The 24,465-nt window shown below is 43.8% G+C and carries 23 protein-coding genes and 3 pseudogenes; 15 read left to right on the plus strand and 11 right to left on the minus strand.

Features of this window, described 5'->3' with window-relative positions; genetic code table 11:
* Window positions 1-262 precede the first annotated feature (262 nt).
* Window positions 263-1,147 carry an Hsp33 family molecular chaperone HslO gene (gene hslO, locus F6K37_RS03315; protein WP_287248125.1) on the minus strand — a complete coding sequence of 295 codons (885 nt, stop codon included), beginning with the start codon at window positions 1,145-1,147 and terminating at the stop codon, window positions 263-265.
* Between the two features lie 182 nt (window positions 1,148-1,329).
* On the opposite strand from hslO, the gene F6K37_RS03320 reads away from it, so the two are divergent.
* Window positions 1,330-1,725, plus strand: a complete 396-nt coding sequence (locus tag F6K37_RS03320) for a hypothetical protein (RefSeq protein ID WP_287248127.1) — start codon at window positions 1,330-1,332, stop codon at window positions 1,723-1,725.
* Here the strand turns inward: F6K37_RS03320 and F6K37_RS03325 are convergent.
* Complete coding sequence (locus F6K37_RS03325; RefSeq protein ID WP_008177474.1) at window positions 1,722-2,066, minus strand: metal-sensing transcriptional repressor; 345 nt, start codon at window positions 2,064-2,066, stop codon at window positions 1,722-1,724. The two genes, F6K37_RS03320 and F6K37_RS03325, sit on opposite strands and share 4 nt — an antisense overlap.
* Window positions 2,067-2,515: 449 nt before the next feature.
* Between F6K37_RS03325 and F6K37_RS03330 the strand changes: the two genes are divergently transcribed.
* From F6K37_RS03330 to F6K37_RS03375, 11 genes and pseudogenes are all read left to right on the plus strand, one after another.
* Entirely contained in the window at window positions 2,516-3,724 is a 1,209-nt protein-coding gene (locus F6K37_RS03330; RefSeq protein WP_287248130.1) for an HhoA/HhoB/HtrA family serine endopeptidase, read from the plus strand.
* A gap of 765 nt (window positions 3,725-4,489) precedes the next feature.
* Window positions 4,490-5,509: a LicD family protein gene (locus tag F6K37_RS03335; protein ID WP_287248132.1), complete on the plus strand. Its 1,020-nt coding sequence runs from the start codon at window positions 4,490-4,492 to the stop codon at window positions 5,507-5,509.
* 304 nt (window positions 5,510-5,813) lie between these two features.
* Window positions 5,814-7,505 carry a phosphoenolpyruvate mutase gene (gene aepX, locus F6K37_RS03340; protein ID WP_287248133.1) on the plus strand — a complete coding sequence of 564 codons (1,692 nt, stop codon included), beginning with the start codon at window positions 5,814-5,816 and terminating at the stop codon, window positions 7,503-7,505.
* Window positions 7,506-8,651 carry a phosphonopyruvate decarboxylase gene (gene aepY / locus F6K37_RS03345; RefSeq protein ID WP_287248135.1) on the plus strand — a complete coding sequence of 382 codons (1,146 nt, stop codon included), beginning with the start codon at window positions 7,506-7,508 and terminating at the stop codon, window positions 8,649-8,651.
* A gap of 51 nt (window positions 8,652-8,702) precedes the next feature.
* Window positions 8,703-9,788, plus strand: a complete 1,086-nt coding sequence (locus F6K37_RS03350) for a 2-aminoethylphosphonate aminotransferase (RefSeq protein WP_071104512.1) — start codon at window positions 8,703-8,705, stop codon at window positions 9,786-9,788.
* 92 nt (window positions 9,789-9,880) lie between these two features.
* On the plus strand, window positions 9,881-10,546 hold the full coding sequence (locus F6K37_RS03355; RefSeq protein WP_287248139.1) for an HAD family hydrolase: 666 nt from the start codon (window positions 9,881-9,883) through the stop codon (window positions 10,544-10,546).
* Window positions 10,547-10,776: 230 nt separating this feature from the next.
* Window positions 10,777-11,842: pseudogene (locus F6K37_RS03360) on the plus strand (IS4 family transposase).
* A 249-nt stretch (window positions 11,843-12,091) separates the two neighbouring features.
* The gene (ectB, locus tag F6K37_RS03365; RefSeq protein WP_287248141.1) at window positions 12,092-13,354 is read left to right on the plus strand and encodes a diaminobutyrate--2-oxoglutarate transaminase; all 1,263 of its coding nucleotides are present in this window, start codon (window positions 12,092-12,094) and stop codon (window positions 13,352-13,354) included.
* Window positions 13,351-13,725: pseudogene (locus F6K37_RS45335) on the plus strand (ectoine synthase); the annotation flags it as partial. The gene ectB and the pseudogene F6K37_RS45335, both read left to right, overlap by 4 nt.
* A complete protein-coding gene (locus F6K37_RS03370; protein WP_502887725.1) occupies window positions 13,702-14,508 on the plus strand; it encodes a formyltransferase family protein in 807 nt (268 codons plus the stop codon). The pseudogene F6K37_RS45335 and the gene F6K37_RS03370, both read left to right, overlap by 24 nt.
* A gap of 167 nt (window positions 14,509-14,675) precedes the next feature.
* Entirely contained in the window at window positions 14,676-15,425 is a 750-nt protein-coding gene (locus F6K37_RS03375) for a class I SAM-dependent methyltransferase (RefSeq protein WP_287248144.1), read from the plus strand.
* Window positions 15,426-15,605: 180 nt separating this feature from the next.
* On the opposite strand, the gene F6K37_RS03380 is transcribed toward F6K37_RS03375, so the two are convergent.
* Window positions 15,606-16,391, minus strand: a complete 786-nt coding sequence (locus F6K37_RS03380) for a Sir2 family NAD-dependent protein deacetylase (RefSeq protein ID WP_287248147.1) — start codon at window positions 16,389-16,391, stop codon at window positions 15,606-15,608.
* A 283-nt stretch (window positions 16,392-16,674) separates the two neighbouring features.
* Window positions 16,675-16,809, minus strand: coding sequence for a hypothetical protein (locus F6K37_RS44465; RefSeq protein WP_353736812.1), 135 nt, complete (start codon window positions 16,807-16,809; stop codon window positions 16,675-16,677).
* A 305-nt stretch (window positions 16,810-17,114) separates the two neighbouring features.
* Here F6K37_RS44465 and F6K37_RS03385 point away from each other — a divergent pair, with 305 nt between their 5' ends.
* Both F6K37_RS03385 and F6K37_RS03390 read left to right on the plus strand, forming a co-directional pair.
* Window positions 17,115-17,315 (plus strand): hypothetical protein, encoded by a 201-nt coding sequence (locus F6K37_RS03385; RefSeq protein ID WP_287248150.1) that lies wholly within the window; start codon window positions 17,115-17,117, stop codon window positions 17,313-17,315.
* Between the two features lie 423 nt (window positions 17,316-17,738).
* Window positions 17,739-18,428: pseudogene (locus F6K37_RS03390) on the plus strand (HAD family hydrolase); the annotation flags it as partial.
* A gap of 45 nt (window positions 18,429-18,473) precedes the next feature.
* On the opposite strand, the gene F6K37_RS03395 reads toward F6K37_RS03390, so the two are convergent.
* The 6 genes from F6K37_RS03395 to F6K37_RS03420 form a co-directional block, all read right to left on the minus strand.
* Window positions 18,474-19,886 carry an RNA-guided endonuclease InsQ/TnpB family protein gene (locus tag F6K37_RS03395; RefSeq protein ID WP_287248152.1) on the minus strand — a complete coding sequence of 471 codons (1,413 nt, stop codon included), beginning with the start codon at window positions 19,884-19,886 and terminating at the stop codon, window positions 18,474-18,476.
* 334 nt (window positions 19,887-20,220) lie between these two features.
* The gene (trpA, locus tag F6K37_RS03400) at window positions 20,221-21,018 is read right to left on the minus strand and encodes a tryptophan synthase subunit alpha (RefSeq protein WP_008182188.1); all 798 of its coding nucleotides are present in this window, start codon (window positions 21,016-21,018) and stop codon (window positions 20,221-20,223) included.
* A 14-nt stretch (window positions 21,019-21,032) separates the two neighbouring features.
* On the minus strand, window positions 21,033-21,398 hold the full coding sequence (locus F6K37_RS03405) for a DUF3007 family protein (protein WP_008182190.1): 366 nt from the start codon (window positions 21,396-21,398) through the stop codon (window positions 21,033-21,035).
* 30 nt (window positions 21,399-21,428) lie between these two features.
* Window positions 21,429-21,614 carry an NAD(P)H-quinone oxidoreductase subunit L gene (ndhL, locus tag F6K37_RS03410; RefSeq protein ID WP_229414425.1) on the minus strand — a complete coding sequence of 62 codons (186 nt, stop codon included), beginning with the start codon at window positions 21,612-21,614 and terminating at the stop codon, window positions 21,429-21,431.
* Window positions 21,541-21,702, minus strand: a complete 162-nt coding sequence (locus F6K37_RS03415) for a hypothetical protein (RefSeq protein WP_229414427.1) — start codon at window positions 21,700-21,702, stop codon at window positions 21,541-21,543. The genes ndhL and F6K37_RS03415 overlap by 74 nt, the downstream gene beginning before the upstream one ends.
* A 694-nt stretch (window positions 21,703-22,396) precedes the next feature.
* A complete protein-coding gene (locus tag F6K37_RS03420; RefSeq protein ID WP_287248155.1) occupies window positions 22,397-22,612 on the minus strand; it encodes a PDDEXK family nuclease in 216 nt (71 codons plus the stop codon).
* A gap of 258 nt (window positions 22,613-22,870) precedes the next feature.
* Here F6K37_RS03420 and F6K37_RS03425 point away from each other — a divergent pair, with 258 nt between their 5' ends.
* On the plus strand, window positions 22,871-23,215 hold the full coding sequence (locus F6K37_RS03425; RefSeq protein ID WP_008181312.1) for a DUF4351 domain-containing protein: 345 nt from the start codon (window positions 22,871-22,873) through the stop codon (window positions 23,213-23,215).
* A gap of 61 nt (window positions 23,216-23,276) precedes the next feature.
* Here the strand turns inward: F6K37_RS03425 and F6K37_RS03430 are convergent, their stop codons facing one another.
* A complete protein-coding gene (locus F6K37_RS03430) occupies window positions 23,277-23,753 on the minus strand; it encodes a CYTH domain-containing protein (protein WP_008181315.1) in 477 nt (158 codons plus the stop codon).
* Between the last annotated feature and the right edge of the window lie 712 nt (window positions 23,754-24,465).

The raw sequence follows: 24,465 nt of genomic DNA on the forward strand, positions 1-24,465 counted from the left end.
GTTGGCCAACGGTCTGGAAATTCTCTATTTCTGGTCATAATTCACTTCCACACTCCCTACACCGGAAGACAGCAGGTTGTTTACAGCAACCTCAGTTGTTGAGATTTTACCCACCTTACACATATAGAGTCTACACCCTATCTTATAGTAGTGTTCTTATAATTCTGGTTGAGTTTATATGCTGATCCATATTTCTTGCAATCCTTTACAAGTCAGGATTCTAATCTTCCAGTTACAGTAGGAAGTCCAGTAGCTACTGAGTTTACAATTCTTTTATCAATTGAGATAGTTGATCGGGATTGGCATGATAGACCTCTGAGCAAAAATGACAAGTTGCCTCAGCGCCACCGTCTTTTTCTATCATATCCTGAAGTTCCTCTTTTCCCAGCATTTTCAGAGCCCCCAACATCCGGTCAAAGGAGCAACCACAGTTAAAATGCAGCATCTGGGTTTCTGGAAAAATCTCTAGCTCCATATCCCCCAGCAACTGTTCAAAAATCTCTGGTAAGGTCTGGTTAGCTTGGAGCAGTGGTGTAAAACCTGATAGTTTGGTAATGCGAGATTCCAAAGTTTGAACTAATGCCTCATCCGTTGCTGCCTTAGGCATAACTTGGATTAAAATACCCCCAGCCGCAGTGACCCCTTGAGCACCTACGAATACACCAACCACCAGCGCTGATGGGGTTTGTTCCGAATTTAGCAGATAGTGAGCGATGTCATCACCTATTTCACCAGAAACCAACTCTACTGTACTCGAATAGGGATAGCCATAACCCACATCCCTAACCACGTATAGGAAACCATCCTTACCAACAGCACCACCCACATCTAATTTGCCCTTCTTATTTGGTGGCAGTTCCACCTCTGGGTTGTCTACATAACCTCGAACTTTACCATCTAATCCTGCATCCACCATAATTCCACCCAGTGGACCATTGCCATTGATCCGAATATTGACCCTCGACTCTGCTCGCTTCATACTAGAAGCCAGCAGAAGACCTGCAGACATGGTACGACCTAGGGCAGCCGTTGCCACATAAGAGAGTTGGTGACGTTGTCTAGCTTCTTCCGTCAGGCGTGTAGTAATCACACCAACTGCGCGAATACCCCCTGAAGCTGCTGTGGCGCGAATTAACTGGTCAGCCATAGAAAACTCTTACACTTCTTAATATAATTAATGTTTATTTTACAAAGTATTGAGAAAGTATCGAGTCCCTTGCTTGCCCTCTCCTTTTAGCCGAGGCATTAAAACAACAGACGGGATTTATCCCATTGGTTCATTCACAATAATTACAAATATTTCCTACGAGTAAGGACGATCTAACCAAAATGCTAGGAATCTTTCAAAAAAGTCATCTGAGGATTGAAGTCGAAGCACCACAAAATGTTATCCGGGATAGTCTGCTCTATACCGCGCAACTGCACCAGTGGTTGTGGCCGGAGAATTTATCTTCCGAGTTACCCGAACAGCTAGATTTAGGATTGACCTTTACTTCTTCCATCGGGCCAGTAGCAGTACAACACAAAGTTGAGCTTGTTCAGCCGAACTGTTTAAGACTGCTCTTGAGCCAGGGAATTGATGGTTATCATGAATGGTATTGGGGAGATGGTTGGGTACAATCTCGCCTAGAAGGGGTGTCTTTGTTACCCTTGAATTGGGGTCAAACCTTAAGTTTGCTGAGGCTACGTCAGTTTGTAGAACAGCATAAAGCCTCTGACTCCTAACGTAAAAATTGATCTAAAGCGGCTTTCAACTCCTCAATTTCTACCTCAATGTTGCCCTGCTCAGCGGCACGACCGATACACTCGCTTAAATGTTCATCTAGGATAATTCGTGCCACTTTATCCAAAGCCCCTCGAACTGCAGCAATCTGTACCAAAACATCAGGACAGGGGCGACTTTCTTGCACCATAGTCTTAATCCCTCGAATATGCCCCTCGATTCGAGACAGGCGATTGATAATTCGCCTCAGAGATTCTTCATCATGGACGTGACCATGGGTATGTTCACTATGGTTGTGATTCAGTTCTTGAGTCAGGGCATATTCTCTATCTTTCGAGATCATAGCGGTTTTATTAGTTTTATTAGTCCAAGGTTAACCAACTTCCTGGGTATATCATTATTGATAATTATTAAGCTTAACTTCTTCGGGTCTCAAGGGCTGATCACCCCTTGAGGTCAACCTCTCTCACTCTCGGTGCGCGCCTCCTAGGGTCGCACCGTCTGGAACTCGCCCAGGTACTACTAACGTCATAGTAATAACTCTCAAAATAGCGATTAGATGCTTGTAGCAACTAATCCACAATCCTACAAATCTGCCTCGAAACCCACTCCTGGCTCTGGGTGGGAGGAATATCAGGGAAGGTAAACTTGAGTTAGGGGTTAACACTAAGGGTCAGCAACAACTGACTACTAACCACTAGCCAAAGCCAAGTAAATCCCATGGGTTTTAGGTCGTGGGATTGGCTTAGCAATAGTATTCCCCAAAATTAACCAGAAGAATACGATAATACTATGTCATCAACTAAATTTTCGATTTGGCTTCGCTCAATTAGTAACTATCTCTTGGCTATTTTACTTGGAGTCTTATTGACAGTTGGCGTTTATCGTGTATCTCCCTCCAAGGCTGCTCCTGTACCCAGCACAGACTCAGTAACTCCGCCACTGATCGCCCAACAACTGCTAAGTCCACAGCAAGCTAGTAATAGCAGTTTTGTAACAGCAGCGGTGAATCGGGTTGGAGCAGCAGTGGTGCGTATTGACACCGAGCGCACAGTTTCCAGGCGCGTCGATCCCTTGTTTGATGACCCCTTCTTCCGGCGCTTTTTCGGTGATGACTTTTCAGCCCAAATTCCCCAAGAAAGACGTTTACAAGGTCAAGGCTCTGGCTTTATCATTGACAACAGTGGCATCCTACTGACTAATGCCCATGTTGTGGAAGGTGCAGATAAAGTAACCGTTACCCTCAAGGATGGGCGCAAGTTTAATGGTCAAGTCAAGGGTGTTGATGAATTCACTGACTTAGCTGTTGTCAAAATTAACGGTACTTCCTTACCGATTGTCTCTCTAGGGGATTCGAGTCAAGTTCAGGTTGGAGATTGGGCTATTGCTGTTGGTAACCCCCTAGGGCTAGATAATACAGTGACTTTGGGAATTGTCAGCACCATAGGACGCTCCAGCGCTCAGGCAGGTATTCCCGACAAGCGACTGGACTTTATACAAACCGATGCTGCTATTAATCCTGGAAACTCTGGTGGTCCGTTGTTGAATGCTACAGGGGAAGTTATTGGCATCAACACTGCTATTCGGGCTAATGCCATGGGAATTGGTTTTGCTATTCCCATCAACAAAGTCAAAGAGATTTCCAACAAACTAGCCCAAGGGCAAAAAGTTGTCCATCCATATATCGGTGTTCGGATGACAACCCTAACCCCGGAACTAGCACAAGAGAACAACAATGATCCCAACTCTGTTTTACTATTACCAGAAATCAATGGTGTCTTGGTAATTCAAGTAATGCCGGATACACCAGCTGCTGATGCTGGTATGCGTCGTGGGGACATAATTGTTCAAATTGATGGAACATCTGTTACTAATGCCACACAACTACAGCGCCTTGTGGAAAATAGTGGAGTAAATAAGGTTCTAGAAATAAAAGTAAGGCGCGGTAAGCAGACTACTAGCGTGTTTGTCCGCACCGATGCACTAAAAAATCCTAATTAGTGATTACCAAAAAATTTGGGTCTAAAGCCCCGTCCTTACAGGAGGGCTTTTTTTTTGTTCGCAACTGAAGGCTCCAAAGGAGCATCTTTGTATTGACAGTTTGGTAGCACCGTGTTAATATAAAGGAATAATTAATGTTCTAAATAAACATGATATTGAATAATTAGACAGTGTAAAAAACATGTTTTGAGATAATCATGTTGCACAATCAAGTCTAACGATTTGGACATCTATGAAAGTCTTTGATCAAAAAAATGTTCATCTAAATTTGTTAACTTAAACTTGTTAACTTAAACTTGTTAACTATTTTAGGTACGGTGGGGTTAGAAGTTACCGTAAAAATAGTGGAGCCTTTATAGTTAGTCGGCGCTTGTGTAAAAATTTTTAACCTTTTTGATTAAGGCTCCACTATTCTATGGTTTAGTTTCCGGCACACCGAAACCTGGATCCGCTGATCCAATACGCTTATAGATAATTGTCCTCTACCTTTTCTGGTTCAGACCTGAATAGGCAAGACAGCTCGTTGTTCGCTTAGCGTGGCCTACGGCCAAGTAAGAATCCCCTTTGTTATAGCAGGGCTGTAACATTGCTCGATGCTAAAATTCCTGGGTGAGGGGCTCAAAGCCCGTTAATGTCAAGCAAATCGCCGTTTTTTTATACTATTTTTAATAATATAAAAACAGGGGCGAAACCGCTGCCACTCGGGAGCTTTAGCGAACCGAAAAATTGACAATGAAACAGCCCTGCGTTGTTATAGGAGGGGGAGTGTCAAGAAATTCACCAGATGATCTAGTACAGGCAATCGCCAACACCCAGAAAAACATTGAGCTACAACCAGATAATCCTCAACTTTATTTAGAATTGGGAGAACTCTACTGCCAACAAGGTGAGTGGGTCGAATCAATTGCCTGTTACCTGAAAGCGATTAAGATTAAACCGGACTGCGAGGAATTTCACGAGCAGCTGTGGTACCTATTGTTGTCTGCTCAGATATCATCCCAGGGATTAGAAGAAATTGATCGCTGTGCCCGTCAAGTGATACAAGCAGCCACCATGTATCAGCAAGCCCTTGCGCTAGAGTCAGATGTGTTATCAGCGCAACCCCACGAGGCGCTGACAAAACAAGAAGGACTTGCTGAAGCGATCGCGGATTACAACTATGCCATCGAGAAGGGCATTGAGTCAAAAATGACAGGGACAATCGCAGACATGGTGGTTGCTTTGGCTGAGAAATTAAAACCAATACATTGGCAATTGCGCCAAGATTTCCAGTTCCTTGATTCCCTCCTTAGACAGCATCATATCCCTTACTGGGCTATTTCAGGAACTTTAATCGGTGCTCTGCGACACGAAGGAGTCATTCCCTGGGATGATGACATTGATATTGAGATGACAGAGGCAGATTTCCAGAAATTATTTACTTTAGAAACTCTCCTCAATGATCATGGTTTCTACTTTAGAAAGATCGAAAAAAATCTTTACAAAATAACTGACGGGATTGAAATTTATATCTATGACCAAAGGAGATTGCCCTCTGAAGGGGGACATCCTCAGTATCCAGATCTCGATGAGATCTTTCCTTTGCGAGAGTTTCAATTCTACAATTTTAAGATTTATGGACCCAACCAGGCCGAGAGGTATCTCAAAAGAGGATACGGGCAAGACGTTTTAAAGGTTTGCAGGATTTGGAATCATCGTTTGAATGTCGCACTAGGACCTGATCACGATCCGAAGCGATATTCATTGAGCACAAAAAAGGTTAAAATTATTTTAAATTTAGTTTAAAGGTTCGTTAAACGTCGTTAGATAAGGCTATTGAGCCTTTGCACTGGTTTCCCTAACTCCCCTGATTTCTTCCCCACCATGGAAGGGCTGGGAGCTAGGTAAGCTTGTCATGTCTCTAAACACTGCTAGTCAAGTAGTGCTGAAAGGCTATGAGCCGACAGCAGCATCAGGGATTAGAGAGCTAATCCTGAGTTAACTGTGTTTTGAGTGGCTCATGATCGATTGAGATCCTTAACAAAGATGAAAATCTTGCCTATCCCCTAGACCGCTTTGGTTAAACATTGTTGCAATTTTAGGATGCCACATGAAAACAACAGCACAATTTAGAAAAACGACAGAACCTAGAAAAGCAACGCAAGCTAGAAAAACAACACAACCTAGAAAAACAACACAACTTAGAACACTGCTGAACTCTAATCAGTTAGAGTTTCTGATAGAGGCCCATGATGGAATCAGCGCTAAGATTGCTGAAGAGGCAGGCTTTCAGGGCATTTGGGGCAGTGGCCTCAGCATTTCTGCCCAGTTGGGTGTGCGTGATAACAACGAAGCAAGTTGGACTCAAGTCTTGGAAGTAGTTGAGTTCATGTCCGATGCCACTTCTATCCCAATTCTGCTGGATGGGGATACGGGCTACGGAAATTTTAACAATGTGCAACGCTTGGTCAAAAAATTAGAGCAGCGTGGTGTCGCTGGTGTCTGTATTGAGGACAAACTCTTCCCCAAAACCAATAGCTTTATTAAGGGCACAGCTCAGCCCCTGGCTGACATGGACGAGTTCTGCGGCAAAATCAAGGCCGCTAAAGATGCCCAAAGTGATGATGACTTTGTCCTGATTGCCCGGGTAGAAGCGTTTATTGCCGGTTGGGGGCTCTCAGAAGCATTAAGGCGAGCCCAAGCCTATTACGATGCCGGAGCGGATGGCATTTTGATCCACAGCTCCTTGCATGTGCCTGATGAAGTGTTGGCCTTCAAACGGGAGTGGGGCGATCGCTCGCCAGTGGTGATTGTACCGACCAAGTACTACGCAACACCGACTGAAGTCTTTAGGGATGCTGGCTTCTCTATCGCCATTTGGGCGAATCACCTGCTCCGAGCTTCCGTTACCATGACCCAAAAGGTGGCTCAGAGGTTAATGCTAGAGCAGAACCTGCTGAATGTTGAAGACGAGATCGTCCCTGTGTCTGAGATCTTCCGGCTTCAAGGGGTTGCCGAACACCTGGAAGCGGAGCAGCGCTATTTACCCCAGAACGCTGCTGCTGGGATCCGCACGATTCTGCTAGCCGCCTCGCGCGGGATTGAATTGGGTGAGTTCACTAAAGATAAACCCAAGTGCATGGTAGATCTGCACGGTCAACCCCTGCTATCACGGATTGTGGAAGAGCACCACAATGTCGGTATTCAAGACATCACTGTGGTGCGTGGCTACAAAAAGGAAGTTGTCAACTTACCTGGCCTCGATTATGTAGATAACGACGACTATGACACCACAGGTGAACTCGTTTCCCTGAGTCGAGGCTTGCAGGAGTTGCCCCAGGATGGACAGGATTGGATCATTGGCTACGGTGATGTTCTGTTCAAGAAGTACATTCTGCAAATGCTGTCAGGGGTTGATCATGACTTTGTGGTCATTATAGATTCGAGTCAGCACCGCCAAGCCGAGCAGATCCGACCCGATTACGTTGCCTGTTCTCTACCCGACTCGACTCAGGCATTTTATCAACATGTTTATCTACAGCAAATCACCCCTGACCTGCCCGAGGGCGAAATCTGTGGCATATGGACCGGATTGCTGAAAGTGTCCCAACAGGGGCAGCAGAAATTACGGGATACCCTTAATACTCTGCTCCAGTCAGAGCAGGTGCGGCAACAGGGACGAATGCCAACTCTGATTAATGGGTTGATCAGCCATGGCCATCGGGTACATGTGCTTTATATCAAAGGGCATTGGCTCGATATCGATCAAGTCGAAGATCTGTTCAAGGCTGGAAGTTTCTAGATGATCAAATCCGAAGACTTTATCCGAGCGGCTCAGGCAAAGGGGTTTGGGTTATACACAGGGGTGCCCTGCTCCTACCTCAAATCTTTTATTAACACTGTGATTGACTCTGATCATCTCCGCTATGTGGGGGCTGCCAATGAAGGGGATGCCGTGGCGATCGCCTCCGGTGCCGAGTTGGCTGGAGTGCCCAGTGTGGTCATGTTTCAGAATTCGGGGTTTGGTAACGCTGTCAATCCCCTCACTTCTCTGAATCAAACCTTTAAAATTCCCATCTTGGTGATTGTGACCTGGCGAGGACAACCCGGTGGGGCACCGGACGAACCCCAGCACCAGCTGATGGGAGCCATTACTCCCCAATTGCTAGATCTAATCCAGGTGCCATGGGAACCTTTTCCCACGGAAATAGACCAGGTTGAGCCGACTCTAGACCGGGCAGTTGCCCATATGCAGGAGCATCAGACGCCCTATGCCCTGGTGATGCAAAAGGGTTCGGTAGAATCTTGCCAGTTAAGCTCTCAATTAACCGTCAAGCCCCTCTCGATCACCCCTGCTGAGGCTCTCCCCCTTCCACAGAACCCCTCCTTCACCCGTCGTGACATGCTGCAAGCCATCCAAGCTGCAACTGGGCCTGAAGACATTCTGTTGGCCACTACGGGCTACACCGGTCGGGAATTGTATGCCATTCAGGACCAAGCTAATCAACTTTACATGGTTGGTTCCATGGGATGTATCTCCAGTCTCGGCCTGGGCATGGCCCTGGCTCAGCCCCACCGTCGGGTGATTGTGGTCGATGGCGATGGTGCCGCTTTGATGCGCCTAGGAGCGTTAGCCACCGTTGGCTATGAACGTCCGCCCAACTTGCGGCATATTCTCCTAGACAATCAGCGCCATGAATCCACAGGGGGACAGTCCACGGTGTCGGCCTCCATTGATTTTGGTGCGATCGCAAAAGCCTGTGGTTACAAACAAGTTGCTGTAGCCACAACCCCTGAAGAGGTGAAAGCTTTGACCCAAGACCCATCCGAGGAATTAATGTTCATTCACGCCAAGATTAAGCCTGGTATTCCTGAAAAATTACCTCGGCCCCACATTACCCCCCTAGAAGTTGCTCAACGTTTACGGCAGTTTATCAAATCGCCGTAATCACACCTTGATTCGATCTCAATCCAGCCAAACTCTAAGCTTTACATCAACATGAACCGGACCATCTTACTCAACCCTGGCCCTGTTACCCTAAGCGAGCGGGTGCGCCGTGCCTTACTCCAGCCAGACCTGTGCCATCGTGAACCTGAGTTTGCTGAGCTGACCCTAGATATCAAAGCCCGCCTAGCCAAGGTGTATCCCGCAGCCGCTGAGGACTATGAAGCGATTTTACTTACCGGTTCCGGCACTTGTGCCGTAGAGGCAATGCTATCAACCCTTGTGCCTCAGGATGGCAAGGCTTTAGTGGTAACAAATGGGGTCTATGGTGAACGCATGGCAGCAATGATCAAGGCTCACGGTAAGTCCCTGGAGGTGATCAAGGCTCCCTGGCACGAGCCAATGAACCTGAAAGAGGTTGAAACCTGCCTGAGCCAGGATTCAGCCATTACCCATGTGATTGCCGTTCATCACGAAACCACCACTGGACGGCTCAATGATGTGGCTCAGTTGGGTCAACTATGTCAGCGCTACAATGTCGCACTGCTACTTGATAGTGTTTCCAGTTTTGGGGCTGAGGCCATTGAGTTTGCCCCTTGGAATTTAGAAGCCTGTGCTGCAACGGCCAATAAATGCTTGCATGGTGTGCCTGGTCTATCCTTTGTGTTGGTAAAGCGATCCATTTTCGAAACTCGCCCCTCTGCCGCTGGGACCGTTTACTTAGATCTCTATCGCTATCATCAAGAGCAGGCAAGGGGCTATTCGCCCTTTACCCAAGCAGTACAGGTGGCTTATGGGCTCCAGGAGGCTCTCAAGGAAATGGAGGACATGGGGGGACAGTCGGCTAGAAACAGCTCTTACACTGAGCGTGCTCAGCAGATTTTGCAAAGTCTGCAAAATCTCGAGATCAAACCGCTCTTGGATGTGCAGGATTATAGCTGTGTCCTGACTTCTTTCAAATTGCCCCCAGGCTACAGCTATGACCAAATCCATGACACGCTCAAAGAATCCGGTTTTGTGATTTATGCGGGGCAGGGGGGACTCAAAAACCAGATTTTCCGGATAGCTAATATGGGCGATATCCAACCGAGTGATCTAGACCGTCTGCTGGATTGTTTTCATGGCTTGTTTAAGAATTAACAGGGAATATAAATTTAAAATGCTAGCTCCTAATTTTTGGAGCTACACACATATTTTTTATAGTTTTGGAGAGGTCTTTTTCGCAGTAAAAAATGGAAGCTATTTTTTTAGATTTTGATGGGGTAATCGTAGATTCTCTTGAAGAATGGTATCACATTGGCGTACTTGCATATCATGGTATCGACAAACCTCTTCATGATAATCAACATAAAGAATTATATAAAAATAATTGTCATCTTATTTACTCAGATGCAGATGAATATTGTTTATTTAAAGCCTTAGAAAATCAAACTATAAAAGACTTTCACAAAATTCGTAAAGATGTAAATCAAAAAGAAGTAGATAGTTATAGTAAACAATTCAAAAAAATTAGAAATTTTTATCAAAATCATCATTTAAATTGGTGGTGTGGGTTACATAGTCTTACAGATTATGGAAAAACACTGACAAATCCAAAAAACACCAAAGATTATTTTATTCTAACTCGTAAAAATATGGATGATGTTTTAATTTTAAAAAACTATTTCAATATTAAAATACCCGATCTAAAAGTATTTGATTATAGTCATTCTGTAAAATATGGCGGTAAAGTAGATTTTATTGAAAAGTTTTTAGATAACCATTCAGACTATAATCAGGCTGTTTTAGTTGATGATAGGATAGAGAATTTGTGTAAATCTTCAAAAGTTAAGTGTTATTTCGCCTCTTGGGGTTATGGTAAAGGAAATAATACATTTGAAACATATAAGGTTAGTTAAACAGTAGTCAAACNTCTGAAATCTCTGCCAGACTTGCGAACGGGCAAAAACACTCGCTATACAATGGAAGATGCCGCCCAAGCGTGCCTTTGGTGTGTTCTTCACCCAAACTCCATCATTCCTAGCTTACCAGCGCCAGGATGAAAAAACCTAAGTACAGGACAAAAACTTGAAAAGATAGAGAGGAAAAGGGTTTCATGGAAATAATCACAATTTTCGACGAAACCCCTATGAACCAGGTTAACTTGCTGGTGCAAACATTAAAACCTGATCTGAAATGGCATGGAGCGCGACTCAGTTTCCTGGCTTTGTTTCTGATTGCTCTTTTTCGGGTCAAAACTGTAAACTTTGCGGAACTAGCCACCGGGTTTATGGGTACAGCAAAAACAGCATCGAACTACAAACGGCTACAAAGATTCTTCCGAGACTTTGAGCTAGACTACTATGGTCTAGCTCAACTAGTCGTCTCAATAATGGCAATCCCTGAGCCTTGGGTTTTAAGCCCTTACCGCACCCAGTGGCAATTTGGTCACCAAACCTTCAATATTTTCACCTTGGGTATTGTTCCGGCGCGGAGTAGCCTTTCCCATGTTGTGGTGGATGCTTGACAAGAAAGGAAACTCCCACACCGCTGAACGTATAGACTTGTGTGAGGAGTTTATTGAACTGTTTTGTGAACACCAAATTGCTTATGTTGCTGCTGACCGAGAATTTGTGGGACAACAGTGGCTAGATTATTGGCTTTCACAACCCATGATGCCCTTCAGGGTTCGTATTCGTCATAGCGTACGCTTGGGAGATGGTCACACTACCTTCCCAGCTCGTGTGGTGTTTGCCCATCTTCAGATTGGTCAATCTCAAAGACTCTTGAGCACTCGCCTTTTGTGGGGTCATTGGGTGGATGTGGAGGCTCTTCGTCTCGAAGATAATTCTTTAGTGGTGGTGGTAGCTCCTCCAAAAAGCCCTCCGAATCTACTCAATGATTACGCTCACCGCTGGGGTATCGAAACTTTGTTTGGCATTTTTAAGAGTCGTGGTTTCAACCTCGAAGATACCCATTTACAAGATCCTGAGCGTTTGAGTCGCTTGTTTGCTTTGCTCACTATTGCTTTGTGTTGGGCTTTTCGCACTGGTCAATGGCTATGTCAATTCCAACCGATTGTCATCAAAAACCATGGACGTAAAGCTAAGAGTCTTTTTCGCCATGGGTTTGATTACCTTCGCCGTCTGTTTCTTAATTTAGCTCAGTTTGATGGTGAGTTTCGTTACTCTCTTCGATTTTTGTCCTGTACTTAGTGAAAAAACTATTAAACCCAATATATTTGGTTGTTTTGAACCATATTGCTGGAGCATTATTAATCTTTTTGGGTCTATTTTTTTCGGTGTTGGGATTCGCAAAGATCTGGCTTTTTCCTCACAGCACCTTACAATTTATGGGCTATAATTCGTAATCAGCTCGATCAAGTTTATCTTGTATGGTGGCTTGAACTATGAAACCAATTCACTACAGGCGTTTAATGAAAATGATATATACTTAGTCATAGTATGAGTATTTTTGAAAAACTCGAATCCAATGTACGCATTTACAGCAGATCGTTCCCCGCAGTCTTTGAAAAGGCGAAGAATGCTTTGCTTTACAGTGAAGAAGGCAAAAGATACATTGATTTTTTTGCAGGCGCTGGGAGCCTAAACTACGGACATAATCCCCCGGAAGTAAGTGCGGCCTTAATTGCTTACTTGCAAGAGGATGGCATCCTTCTGAGCTTGGACAAAGAGACCCGCGCTAAAAAAGAGTTTCTCGAACAATTTTCAGATTTAATTCTGACTCCTCGGAATCTTGAATACAGAGTGCAGTTCACTGGTCCCACAGGGACGAACGCAATCGAGGCTGCTCTAAAACTCAGTCGAACCGTAAAAAAACGGCGCGGCATTATCGCATTTACCAACGGATTCCACGGCCTTACTCAGGGCGCACTGAGTGTTACAAGCAACTCATACTATCGGAATAATTTCTCTTTACAGGATGCCTACGTGAGCTTCATGCCCTATGACAGCTATTTTGGTCCTGAGCATAATACAGCCTCTTTCTTAAGAAGAATGCTTGAGGATCCAAGCAGTGGCATTGATATACCTGCAGCCATCATCCTGGAAGCAATACAGGCCGAGGGTGGAGTTAATGTTGCCAGCAGGGATTGGCTGGAAGAGATTCAACAGATCTGCATAGACTTTGACATTCTGCTGATCATAGATGATATCCAAGTGGGTAACGGCAGAAGCGGCTCATTTTTCAGTTTTGAAGATGCTGGAATCAGCCCAGATATTGTAGTGATGGCAAAATCGATCGGTGGTGGACTTCCCATGTCTTTGGTGCTCATCAAGCCGGAACATGACCAGTGGAAACCGGGAGAGCATACAGGAACGTTTCGGGGTAACAACCTGGCTTTTGTTGCATCGATATCCTTGTTGAATTATTGGAAAGATGACGGTTTAAAAGATGCGGTAATCAGAAAAAGCCAGGTTGTACAAGATAGGCTGCAAAATATAGCCAACCAATACAAAGAGATGAACATGGAAGTTCGAGGGAAGGGATTAATCCAGGGCTTGAAAATTCCTGAAGAGGGTTTTGGCCGCAAAGTATCCAGAAACGCATTTAAACAGGGGTTGATTATTGAGACTGCCGGACCGTACAATGAGGTTCTAAAATTGCTTCCGCCTTTAACCATTGAAGATGAGTTGCTCCTTGAAGGTCTCGATATTATTGAAAAATCAGTTAAGCAATCGTTTGAATCACAAGAGGATCAAGCATGATCTTACGTCGTTTGCAAGAGATTATCGGAACCGAACATGAGGTATTTGCTGAGAATAAAAACTGGGTGAGTCGGCAGTTACTCTTGAAAGAGGATCAAATGGGATTCTCTCTTCATGACACCATTATATTTGCCAAGACAGAAACACCTATCTGGTCTAAAAATCATGTGGAGGCGTTGTATTGTGTGGAAGGTGAAGGTGAAATAGAAGTTATTGAGAGTGGAAATATTTATAAACTCACCCCCGGTACTCTGTATGCTCTGAATCTACATGAGGAGCATTACCTCAGGGCCAGCAAGGATATGCGGATCATATGCGTGTTTAATCCTCCCCTTAGTAGTCCAGAAGTGCATCTCCCGAACGGCTCCTACCAGGCCGATCCGGATGCGCGACAATTCATAGTAAACCGCAAAAAAGATCCCATGACCTTTGCTTACCTAAATCTTAAGGGACACCCCAGAGGAAATTACATGCTGGATCGCCTGATCCAGGCTGGATTGGAACCTGCGCTCGTGATTGAGGAGTGTTCCGATTTGGCTACGGCAGGTAGGCAGGAACTTGAGAAGCAATTGCAAAAGATTGCAGCGGAAACCCCATTGCCTCGATCCCTGCCAGAGATTCTCGCTGGACGCAATGTTCGCTGTGTCGAGACTGCCAATCATAACGACGCACAATCTGAAGAACTACTGACAGCGTTGTGCCCAGATCTGATTGTGCTGGGGGATACCCGGATTATCCGCAACAATAATATCCTACGCATTCCCGAGCTGGGTATTGTTAATGTGCATCCTGGATATTTGCCGACTGTTAGGGGGAATAATCCCTATCTTTGGTCGATCGTTCACGATCTCCCCCAAGGCGTTACCGTGCATTTCATCGACGAAGGGGTCGATAGCGGGCCGATAATTGCAAGACAGAGGCTATATCTACAGCCAAGAGCCACTTACCCACAACTACTGGCTGCTATCAACCGACTGTGCGGAGAACTGTTGCTGGAAGCGCTCTGTTTTCTTAAAGCTGGTGGGGTGCAAAGTTTAGCGCAAGGGAACTTTGAGAATCCCGGTAAGAAAGTGTTTCGTTTATGCCCGCCTGAAATTAAGTCCGCTGCAATTCAAAAGTTGGAGAGCGGCGAGTACCGTTTTGAAGAAGTTTAAGGAATAGTATAAAAGTATTATTTATAGTGAATATTTATCTGGTTTATGGTTAGATCGAGAGGCTTTACTTGCAGGTATTTTAACCCAAATATTAGCAATTTTACAACAGGGATTAAATTGTTTATAATATCAAAAGTTTGTCAAAAATTTGAGCACAAATATTAATTATGATGTATAACCATTCCGAAAATCATTACAAAAATATCGCCAAGATTTTCGATAATCTCTGGTCCTACTCTCCTGAATATATTAAATTCACAACTAAAAAAATCATCAAACATCTACACCTAACTCCCACAGATAGTTTGGTAGATATTGGTTGTGGAACAGGAATTTATAGCCAAGAAATTCTCCATCAAGTTCAATTACAGCAACCGATTATTTGCGTTGATACTTCTGCTGAAATGCTAGAAAAAATTCCGGCAAATAGTCGATTAAATCCCATAGAAATGGATGGAGTCAAATTCTCTAAAAACCCAGGTATTTATAACAAAATTTTCTTAAAAGAAGCTATCCATCATATAGAGGAAAAATTTATACTATTCCAGAATTTATATCAAAGATTAACTCCTGGGGGAATTTTTCTATTATTGTTGTGGCCACCTAATATCGATCATCCTTTATTTACGAAAGCACTAGAGTTGTTTGAAAAAAACCAACCTCGCTATCAAGAAATGATTAATTTACTTGAGCAAGTAGGTTTTGTTGTTGATATGGATATGATTGAGTACCCTTTAGAATTGCCAAAAAATCAGTATTTTGAAATGGTAGAAAATCGTTATATGTCTATGCTTTCTGAATTTAATGATACTGAATTGGCAGCAGGTTTAAAGGAAATCGAAGAAAAATATCAGGATAAGTCAGTGTTGAAATTTAACGATCGCATGGTTTTTATAGCAGCAACTAAACCTGAGTAGATCTGAAGTCAGTAGGGGTGAATGGCCATTCGCCCCTATGTTCTTGCCATGACTAAATTTGAGAGGAGCGAGAATGTCCGGATCGTGTGCCATTCTGCAAAAAGAGTAGGCAAAAGTCGCTCAAACGGTATAGAAGCATTTGACAAGCAAAGCAATATTTCCTCCCACCCCTGCCAAGAGTTAGCTTCCCCGTCGCTCTTGGCATATACTCCACAATTTATCTAATGTATCAGCAGCAGTAGATCTGATCTGGTAATCAGCTATTTCTGAAAGTACAGTCTCAGCAGGATTAATTTCTACTATGGGTAAGTTTAACCTGTTAGCTCTATACAAAGGTTTAGTAATGTATGGGTAGTCTCTGGAGATACCGATCAAAAAAATCAGATCAAAGGAAATATTATCTACTATCTTGAAAGTTTCTTCTGACGAACTCATATGATCTTCACCAAATAACTCCATATCAGGACGAATTAATCCTCCACAAGCTGGACATATGGGTGGTAACTCCATGGGTCTACTATATCCAGCGAGGAGTTCTTCTGCAGTTGTCTTGTAAGAACAATCTACACAATATAGTTCCGAGAGTCGTCCATGTATTTCAATCAAGTTTTTACTACCAGCAGCGCGCTCGAATCCGTCTACATTCAGAGTCCATACCCATGTATTGGGTTTCCAAGCCTCAATTTGTGCAATTACCTGATGAGCACGATTGAATTTTGCTTTATAACAAGCTTCTCCAATTTGCCACAGATATTTCCAAGCTACTTCAGGACGAGTTTGTAACATATTGTTACTCATTGCTTCTTCGATTGGTATACCTTCTTGAGTGAGAACACCTTCAAAAAGTGCACCAACACCACGATATGTAGGTAGCCCAGAGTCTGCAGATAAACCCGCTCCAGCTATGAAAAGAATAGAATCTGCCTGGAGAATACAATCAGCGACAGCACTAATAACCTTATCCATTCGTCATATTATTGATATTTTTAGAAAAAACAGCCTTGTAATTTTAGAACATTTCTGGAAATAAACTAAATAACTGGAGTTTAGACTAACCATAGCAGTGCATTATGGCATATTTAGAGCTAATTTGTCAAGAAAATCTAAAGAGAACTCAATGACGTGCTGAGTAGCCTGTAATCTATATCGAAAAACGAGTTGAAGCACTGTATTCATGAGTCGTCTGCCTGAAAGCTGATTTATCAAGTAAATCTTAAATTAGCTATTCGGCTTAATGCTAGAGACGGTGTCACGAAGTGCAAACACTACTGAAAGCATTTATATATCTATCTTTCAGGCACTTACCATTACTAGTCTTAGTGGACTGGATTTTGCCAACAGCCTCCCAATTTCTCAATGTCCGATCAGTTACCCCTAGGGCTATAGCTGCCTCTCTGGCGTTGCTGAATTAAGGAATGAATGCGCGATTATCTGGTTTTATTAAAGCCTCCTAAATACCCCGAGCGAGGGATTGCTCGGGGTATTTTAAGAGTTTTGTTACCCCCAGAATTGGGGGCTAGGGGGGCGAAACCATACCCATAATCAGCCACGCCGTATGCTTTATAAATCCTATGCAATAGCTTTTTTTAACAAACCCTAAAACTCCCAAAAAAAACTTTTTAAAACCCTTGACAATTACAATTATAATCATTACAATAATCATTGTAAACCAAGTTGAACTTTATCACAATGTCAGAAACCTTTACTCGCAATTTCAAGAAACAACCTACTCAGCACACTCTGAAAGGTCCTCGTCAATCAGTAATACATAGTATGCAGATGCTGTATGCCCTAGGCTATGCCGAGATTGCCGAATGGACTCCTCTGGAACCGACTGATATTCCAGGTGAAGTAATGACGACTATGACCAAGTATTGGTTGTTGCCATAACACCTTAATTTTCTGGGGGGGTTTCCCCCCTTCACCAAGGTTTTTGGAAACTTCTGACATATGTGATTGACATAGCCGTAGATAGTATTTCTACGGCTATTTTTTTTGTAAGTATATGCGCTGCACACGCTGCGCTAACAGCAATCAGCGGTCAGCTTTCAGGGTTCAGCGGTTTGCAATTGCTGTTAGGTACTTTCGTTCTTGGTTTTTAGGGAACAGGGAATCGGGAATCCCACACTCTCCCTTTGACTATAAATTTAAAAACCTACTCCCTCGGTGCGCTAATGCACGTCAACTTTTGCCTCTTGCCTTTTGCCTTTTGCCTTGCGCGTAGCGCTATATTGACAAGATTGGTTTGGTCGGTAAAAATAGCGTTGTTTGCCTTGAAGCAGATCAGCAATTACAGCCGATAAATCTTAGCTCATGAAAAAAAGAACGTTCTTAGTTTTCCTATCGATTCTCTTATCAGTGTTTTGCCTAGGAGGCTTTCTGGGATGTCCCCCTGCTGCTGCAGACTATGACCCCTTACTGTCTTGGAATCAGGGTGCGGCTAAGCAAGGGATTTTTGACTTTGTGCAAGAGGTTACCAACCCCAACAGTGATAACTACGTTCGTCAAGGCGATCGCATCGCGGTCTTTGATAATGATGGAACCCTGTGGAATGAAAAACCCAAAAATATTTACGGGTTATTTATCAAAGATATGCTAGGGAATGCCTTTTCAAATAAAAGGAATGCCATTTTTGAAGACCTGAAACTGCAGGGATTAACACCGGAAGACTATAAACAGAAGGCGAGGTTCTTTCTGGATAATTCAAAGCATCCAGACTTTGGTATTCCATACATAAAGGTTACTTACCAGCCCATGGTTGAACTGGTCAATTATCTCAGGAGTAATGATTTCAAGGTCTATATTTGTTCTGGGGCGGGACTTGATTTCATTCGCTCCTATGCTGAAGATGCCTACGGTGTTCCCCCTGAAAATATTATTGGTACCACCGTCCAAACCAAGTTTATTACCAAAGACGATGGCTCTCATGTTTTGATTAAGACACCAATACTGGTCAAACCCATTAATAATAACGAAGGTAAAGTAGTGGACATTGACCGCTACATTGGTAAAAAACCAATTATTACCATTGGTAATTCCGATGGTGATTTAGAAATGCTTCAGTACACTGACGACCAAGACGGTCCAGCTTTGATGATGCTGGTTCACCACGATGATCCCCGGGAATATGTATACGATACAGGTGCCGAGAATGCTCTCCGGGAGGCCGACGCTCGTGGTTGGACAGTTATCAGTATGAAAGAGGATTTCTTGACACTCCCCGGTCATTAGACCCGGGGATTCTTCGCTCAACGACCCGACTTGCTGAACCTGGCCGGAACCAAGAACAGTAGAGGTCAGATCTCCCGAAGCGTTGGGATCTATGATCCAGGTTCCGGTGTGCCCCACCGTACCCAAGGCTCTCTTTAAAATATTGATCGCGGCGTTGTGGTCACGGTCTAGTTCACAGCCACATTCGCAGACGTGGGTTCTGGTTGATAGTGACTTTTTTACTACCTCGCCGCATTCTGAGCAGTTTTGGCTTGTATAAGCAGGATTCACTGCAACAGTGACTCTGCCAAACTTCTGACCAAAATGCTCCAACCATTTCCTAAATTGATACCAACCAGCGTCATTAATAGATTTAGCTAGACAGTGATTTTTGACTAGATTCTTGACTCTCAAATCTTCATAGGCGACCAGGTCGTTAGACCGGATTACGCAACGTGCCAGTCTCTTGGCATGTTCTTCACGTTGCCTACTTATTTTGAGGTGCTGCCTAGCTAATTTATTAATGGCTTTTTTTCGGTTGGATGAGCCTTTCTTTTTCCGATAAACTCGGCGTTGATAAAACTTTAAGCGCTTTTCACCGGCTCTATAAAAACGGGGATTAGGTTCGGTATTTCCTCTAGAATCGGTGTATAATTCTTTTAGCCCTACATCCAATCCCAAAGTGGCATCAGCCGGTTCTAATTGTTCTTTTACGTCAACAGAAACGCAAAACTGAATGTAGTAGCCATCAGCTCTTTTTACTATGCGAACTCGCTTGATTTGATTCTTGTCGAAGCGCCACAAATCCCATGTACCCTTGAGCTTTAGCTTTCCGATTCCTTTTTTGTCACTGAAGGTGATTCGGCAAAGCCGACGCTTCGCGAACGACTTTTTGTCAGGGGATAACTTCCATCCTGACTGCTTGTATTCAACCGATCTACAATGATTTTGGAATTTCGGAAAACCTTTCTTCCCAGGAACTTTTTTCTTGCAATTCTCAAAAAAGCGAGAAATCGATGACCATGCTCTTTCAGCCGCAGCCTGTCGAGCCGTTGAGTTTAATTCATTAGCAAAGGAAAACTCTTTAGCCAGTACTTTACTGTACTTGCTGAGGTCATATTTCCCTGTCCCTTTGTTATCAATCCACAGACGAATGCAGCTATTGCGAATAAATTTAACCGTCCGAATAGCCTCGTCAATAGCTAGATACTGATGAGGGTTACCATATGCTTTGAACTCAATAATAATCATTGACCTTCGATCACGCTACGCGAACGAATTTCGATCTCTTTTGATATATTGTTGTGCTAACACGCCTAGCATAATCTGTCAAGTCCTCACCAAGTTTTTTTTCACGGCGACTAAAGTCGCTATGAGCTTTCATCCCCGGTTTAAAAACGCGGGGCTTTCAGCTTTGGGAGTTACGTAACAGTGTTTGGAAACGAAATCCATAAATCCCAGAAAGAATTTCAATCCGAGAATGTATCTGGATATCAAACAGAATCTAAATACGAAGGATTAATCCGATCAGTAGTTTGTGATCGGTATCCTAGACAGTAAATGCCAAGCCTGAGTAACCATGGCTTCACTCTGTAATCGCTAATTTCAGGCTTTGGCAAAAGTCTCCAATGGCTGACAACCCTTCTGATGGCGTCCCATCTGCCAAACGCTTTACTATAGCGCTACCTACAATCACGGCATCTGCTCCCCAATCTTTGACCTGCTTAGCCTGTTCTGGCTCGGAGATACCAAAGCCAACCCCGATCGGCTTATCGGTTACATCACGCATCTGATTGAGTAAGTCTTTTACCCGTGATTGCAGCTGAGTTCTCATCCCGGTGACACCGGTAACACTGACTAAGTAAATAAAGCCTTGAGACTGTTTAGCGATCGCTTCAATCCGTTCTGTTGGTGAAGTTGGTGCCACTAACAATATCACTTCAATCCCAAGCTCTGCTGCGGGTTTCAGCAAAATTTCAGCTTCTTCGAGGGGTAAATCAGGCACCACTAACCCTTTCGCCCCCACTTGAGCAATCTGCTCTAAAAACGAATTAATCCCTCGGTTGAGAATGGGATTGTAGTAGGTAAATAAGACAATTGGCGCTTGTAACTCTGGGCTAACCTCCTTTACCATTGCCAGAACATCATCCAACTGCACACCTTTTTGTAATGCTCTAGTAGCAGCAGCATGGATAGTTGGACCATCGGCCAAAGGATCGGAATAGGGTACTCCCAGTTCAATGATGTCAGCACCAGATTGGTCGAGTACCCGCAAGGCTTTGGCTGTGGTTTCTAAATCGGGATCCCCAGCGGTAATAAAAGGAATCAGAGCACACTGGGAGTTAGATCTCAGGGATCCGAAGCAATCGGAAATTTTTGTCATTGGTCATTCGTCATCTAGTTTTGCCCCTGCCCCTCCTGCTTAAGAGGGGATATAGAGGAATCGCCCTCTGCCTTAGTCAAACGCTTTTCCTGTTCCACCTCTGCTTGGAGTTGGGCAAGTTCTTCTGGTGTCATTTCTTCGAGCCGCTTTTGCAGGACAGCATCTTTATACTCTTTCACCTGCTGGTTATAGGTCATGGTTTGGGTCAGGGCTCGAAACAAGTAGGTTAGCACCCACCCAAATAACCCCCCAACCAAGAGGACTTGACTCCAAATCCCGGCTTTAATTTGATCGTACCCAGCCAGCTGAAAGATCAAGTAGGCTATGCCGCCAGCAGCAAAGATACCAAGGGCAATTCCAATCGCGTCAATTCGTCGCATGAATTACTAATGATCGCTTAAGTAACTGACTTACCCTTGTGGCTGACGCCGCTTGGGGCGGAGGTTTAAGATTGGACTGAAGAGTAATAAACCTGGAAAGAATAAGAAGACCAGGAAGTACATGAAGCCTCGCTCGAAGGAGCTAACAACGTACCACCGTTTCTGTAGGTAAAGATAGATGGCGAGAGGGAATACCAATAAGTAGGCTCCTGCCAAAGACAGGTACAGTATCGCAGTAATCATAGAATTTTGGTTTAGGACACAGAAGACAAAAATGCGATCGCGTAGCGTGACCTACGGTCAATCGCTTTTAGCAGCTCCTACGGAGCATCGCGTAGCGTGACCATTCGCTTAGCGTGGCCCAAAGGCCAAGGTCAATCGCTCAACCCTACTATACTACCTTAGGTCGAACATGCTGCCCTGTGTTGCCCCAAAGCCAGAGTTTGCCCCCTCTTGAAAATTTCAACAACAGTATACTTGCATAGTAGACCCAGTTCATGTTTAAATAGAAAACAGTGAAATCACAGAGGTTGATGGGTAAAGACAAACCCACAGCTATCTAACTCAACCAGGGGGCGTGGCGGAATGGTAGACGCTACGGACTTAAGGAAATTGAGCACTGATAGAGAAATCTGTCATGTGAATGCTCTCAAATTCAGGGAAACCTAAGTCTGGTAACAGATAAGGCAATCCTGAGCCAAGCCGGGAAAACCTCTCGGAAGGTGCAGAGACTCGACGGGAGCTACCCTAACGTTAAGCCGAGGGTAAAGGGAGAGTCCAATTCTCAAGAGCCAGCTATGGCAGTAGCGAAAGCTACGGGAGAATGAAAATCCGTTGACCTTAAACGGTCGTGTGGGTTCAAGTCCCACCGCCCCCATTTTTACCTACGAAAGAGATATTTTCAGAGCAGGGAAACAGGGTTTGGTGATTAATTAGATTAATCAGCCGAACTAGAGAAAATTAATGATTAACCCAGCAGCGGACAAGACATCCTAAACTTATATCACTTCATCGACTGGTTGACACTCCCCGCCCTGGAAGGACGGGGATTCTTGCTTCCACGGGGTGACTTGTTTAACCAGGCCGGAGCCAGGATAAATAGAGGTCTCCTCTCCACAAGCGTATTTGGTCTTTGACCTAGGTTTCGGTGTGCCCCACCGTACCTTGTCTTGATGCAGTCGCTCATGGTGGAGACCCCCAATACCGCGCTGCATCGCTTTCTTTATCTATTTAACTAGATACTTTTTTATCTAAATTTTTCATAGACATTTAAGTCGTTAGACCCAATTACGCAATATGTAAGCTCTACATATTTTTTACGTTGCCTACTTATGTTTAGATAGTATCTAGCTGGTACAAAAGTTTATTGCTTATACTTTTACAATAGCACACTAGCGTGCAAACTTTCAATACGAAGTCTAAAAGAAAAGCCGTCCTAGAACCACGAGGCTTTAAACCCAATAATTTTGGTAATGCACTTACCTGAAGGACTAGAACAAGCCTTTAGTGAAGAACTTAACCAGTACGAACAGGAGGTCAACATGAAGTATGTCACGAGTATCGAAAGGTTGGGAATTAAGCAAGGTCGTCAGGAAGGTATTTTAGAAGGTCGTCAAGAAGGTCGTCAGGAAGGAGCTGAGCGACTGCTACTACGATTGCTTCACAGGCGCTTTGGAGACCTATCCCCTGAGATTCAAGCTCGTGTTAAGGGGTTGAGTGTCGAAAAGTTAGAACAGTTAATGGATGTGGCCATTGATGTAGAATCTCTTGAGCAATTAGTAGAGCATCTGCCAGCACTACCGGAAGCCGCTGATTAAAACAACTCCTGATATATAAATCCAAATTCTGTTCCATACCCCACACCCCACACCCTATAGCCTAGATTCTGTGTAACCATTGACTATAGGGATGCTGAACTAAATTGGAGTTGAAGTATCTCGGATCATCAGATACTTCAATTCCAATCCATTCTGGTAGTTCAATATGCTGATTTTCATCAGTTAGTTCAACTTCTGCCAAAATTAATCCTTGATTATCCCCAGCAAACTCATCCACTTCCCAAATCAAGCCAGCGTGTTCAATTTTATAACGAGTTTTCTCAATTAGGGGACCCTGGCACAAAGTATCGAGCATTTCTTGAGCATCCGAGCCTGGGATAGGATACTCATACTCTTTTCTAGAAAAACCCACCTTTGGACTTTTGATAGTAAGATATCCTTGATCTCCCACCAGGCGCACCCGGACAGTAGTGCGGTTGGTTGTACGAATGTAACCTTGGCGATAAACACTACCAGTGCCTAGTTTCCGCCACTCTTCGCCTTTTACTAGAAATTTGCGTTCGATTTCCGTTGCCATAGGTACAAAGTATAGTGTGTATAGTGTGTATAGTGTGTATAGGTATTATTAGTCATTGGTTACTTTAAAATTGACCATTGTTCATTAACTATTGTTGATTGTCAATTTTAAAATCCGAGCAAGTCCGAACCATTATGCTTATTGCTATAGTAATCAAAAACTTGACAATCTTGCCTATTTAGTTAGCAATACCTTCATAGTCAACCACCAGACTTAATCCGGATTCATTTATTGTCCGACGAAATATAAAAATAATAGAGCAAATTTTATAGAGTTACTCATATATAAACTCATCCGTGCGACTCAGGTAAATAACTAATGTACATAAAATTATTAGGATAAACGTCGATTTACCAAGAATCAAAAACCCAAAATAGTGGAGCAGCAGCATTAATTGATGAAATGAAAAAATTTGCCAAATTAGCTGAAGAGTTAGAAAAGCAAACCAAAGAGTCTAGCGAACAAGGCTATTCAGGCAAAGGCCATAACATCTGGTGAACGAGTATAGTTAGGATAAAAGAACTATACTCACACTCTTATCGATTGGCTAAACTAATGTAGGGTAAACGAGTGTAGGGTGAACCAGTCAGTGAAAGATTTTCAGGTTTAGCAATCGGGATGACTACGAGCAAGATTTTCGGCGTTGCTGAATTAAGGAATGAATTCGCGTTCATCTGGTGAAAGTTAAAGCCCCCTAAATCCCCCAACTTTG

Origin of the sequence: Moorena sp. SIO4E2 (genome assembly GCF_010671945.1) — a bacterium.
GTDB lineage: Bacteria > Cyanobacteriota > Cyanobacteriia > Cyanobacteriales > Coleofasciculaceae > Moorena > Moorena producens.

Coding starts and splice junctions, on each gene's coding strand:
- hslO (WP_287248125.1), bottom strand. CDS start 1,147: ATGGCTGACCAGTTAATTCGCGCCACAGCAGCTTCAGGGGGTATTCGC.
- F6K37_RS03320 (WP_287248127.1), top strand. CDS start 1,330: ATGCTAGGAATCTTTCAAAAAAGTCATCTGAGGATTGAAGTCGAAGCA.
- F6K37_RS03325 (WP_008177474.1), bottom strand. CDS start 2,066: ATGATCTCGAAAGATAGAGAATATGCCCTGACTCAAGAACTGAATCAC.
- F6K37_RS03330 (WP_287248130.1), top strand. CDS start 2,516: ATGTCATCAACTAAATTTTCGATTTGGCTTCGCTCAATTAGTAACTAT.
- aepX (WP_287248133.1), top strand. CDS start 5,814: ATGAAAACAACAGCACAATTTAGAAAAACGACAGAACCTAGAAAAGCA.
- aepY (WP_287248135.1), top strand. CDS start 7,506: ATGATCAAATCCGAAGACTTTATCCGAGCGGCTCAGGCAAAGGGGTTT.
- F6K37_RS03350 (WP_071104512.1), top strand. CDS start 8,703: ATGAACCGGACCATCTTACTCAACCCTGGCCCTGTTACCCTAAGCGAG.
- F6K37_RS03355 (WP_287248139.1), top strand. CDS start 9,881: ATGGAAGCTATTTTTTTAGATTTTGATGGGGTAATCGTAGATTCTCTT.
- ectB (WP_287248141.1), top strand. CDS start 12,092: ATGAGTATTTTTGAAAAACTCGAATCCAATGTACGCATTTACAGCAGA.
- F6K37_RS03375 (WP_287248144.1), top strand. CDS start 14,676: ATGATGTATAACCATTCCGAAAATCATTACAAAAATATCGCCAAGATT.
- F6K37_RS03380 (WP_287248147.1), bottom strand. CDS start 16,391: ATGGATAAGGTTATTAGTGCTGTCGCTGATTGTATTCTCCAGGCAGAT.
- F6K37_RS03385 (WP_287248150.1), top strand. CDS start 17,115: ATGTCAGAAACCTTTACTCGCAATTTCAAGAAACAACCTACTCAGCAC.
- F6K37_RS03395 (WP_287248152.1), bottom strand. CDS start 19,886: ATGATTATTATTGAGTTCAAAGCATATGGTAACCCTCATCAGTATCTA.
- trpA (WP_008182188.1), bottom strand. CDS start 21,018: ATGACAAAAATTTCCGATTGCTTCGGATCCCTGAGATCTAACTCCCAG.
- F6K37_RS03405 (WP_008182190.1), bottom strand. CDS start 21,398: ATGCGACGAATTGACGCGATTGGAATTGCCCTTGGTATCTTTGCTGCT.
- F6K37_RS03420 (WP_287248155.1), bottom strand. CDS start 22,612: ATGCAGCGCGGTATTGGGGGTCTCCACCATGAGCGACTGCATCAAGAC.
- F6K37_RS03425 (WP_008181312.1), top strand. CDS start 22,871: ATGCACTTACCTGAAGGACTAGAACAAGCCTTTAGTGAAGAACTTAAC.
- F6K37_RS03430 (WP_008181315.1), bottom strand. CDS start 23,753: ATGGCAACGGAAATCGAACGCAAATTTCTAGTAAAAGGCGAAGAGTGG.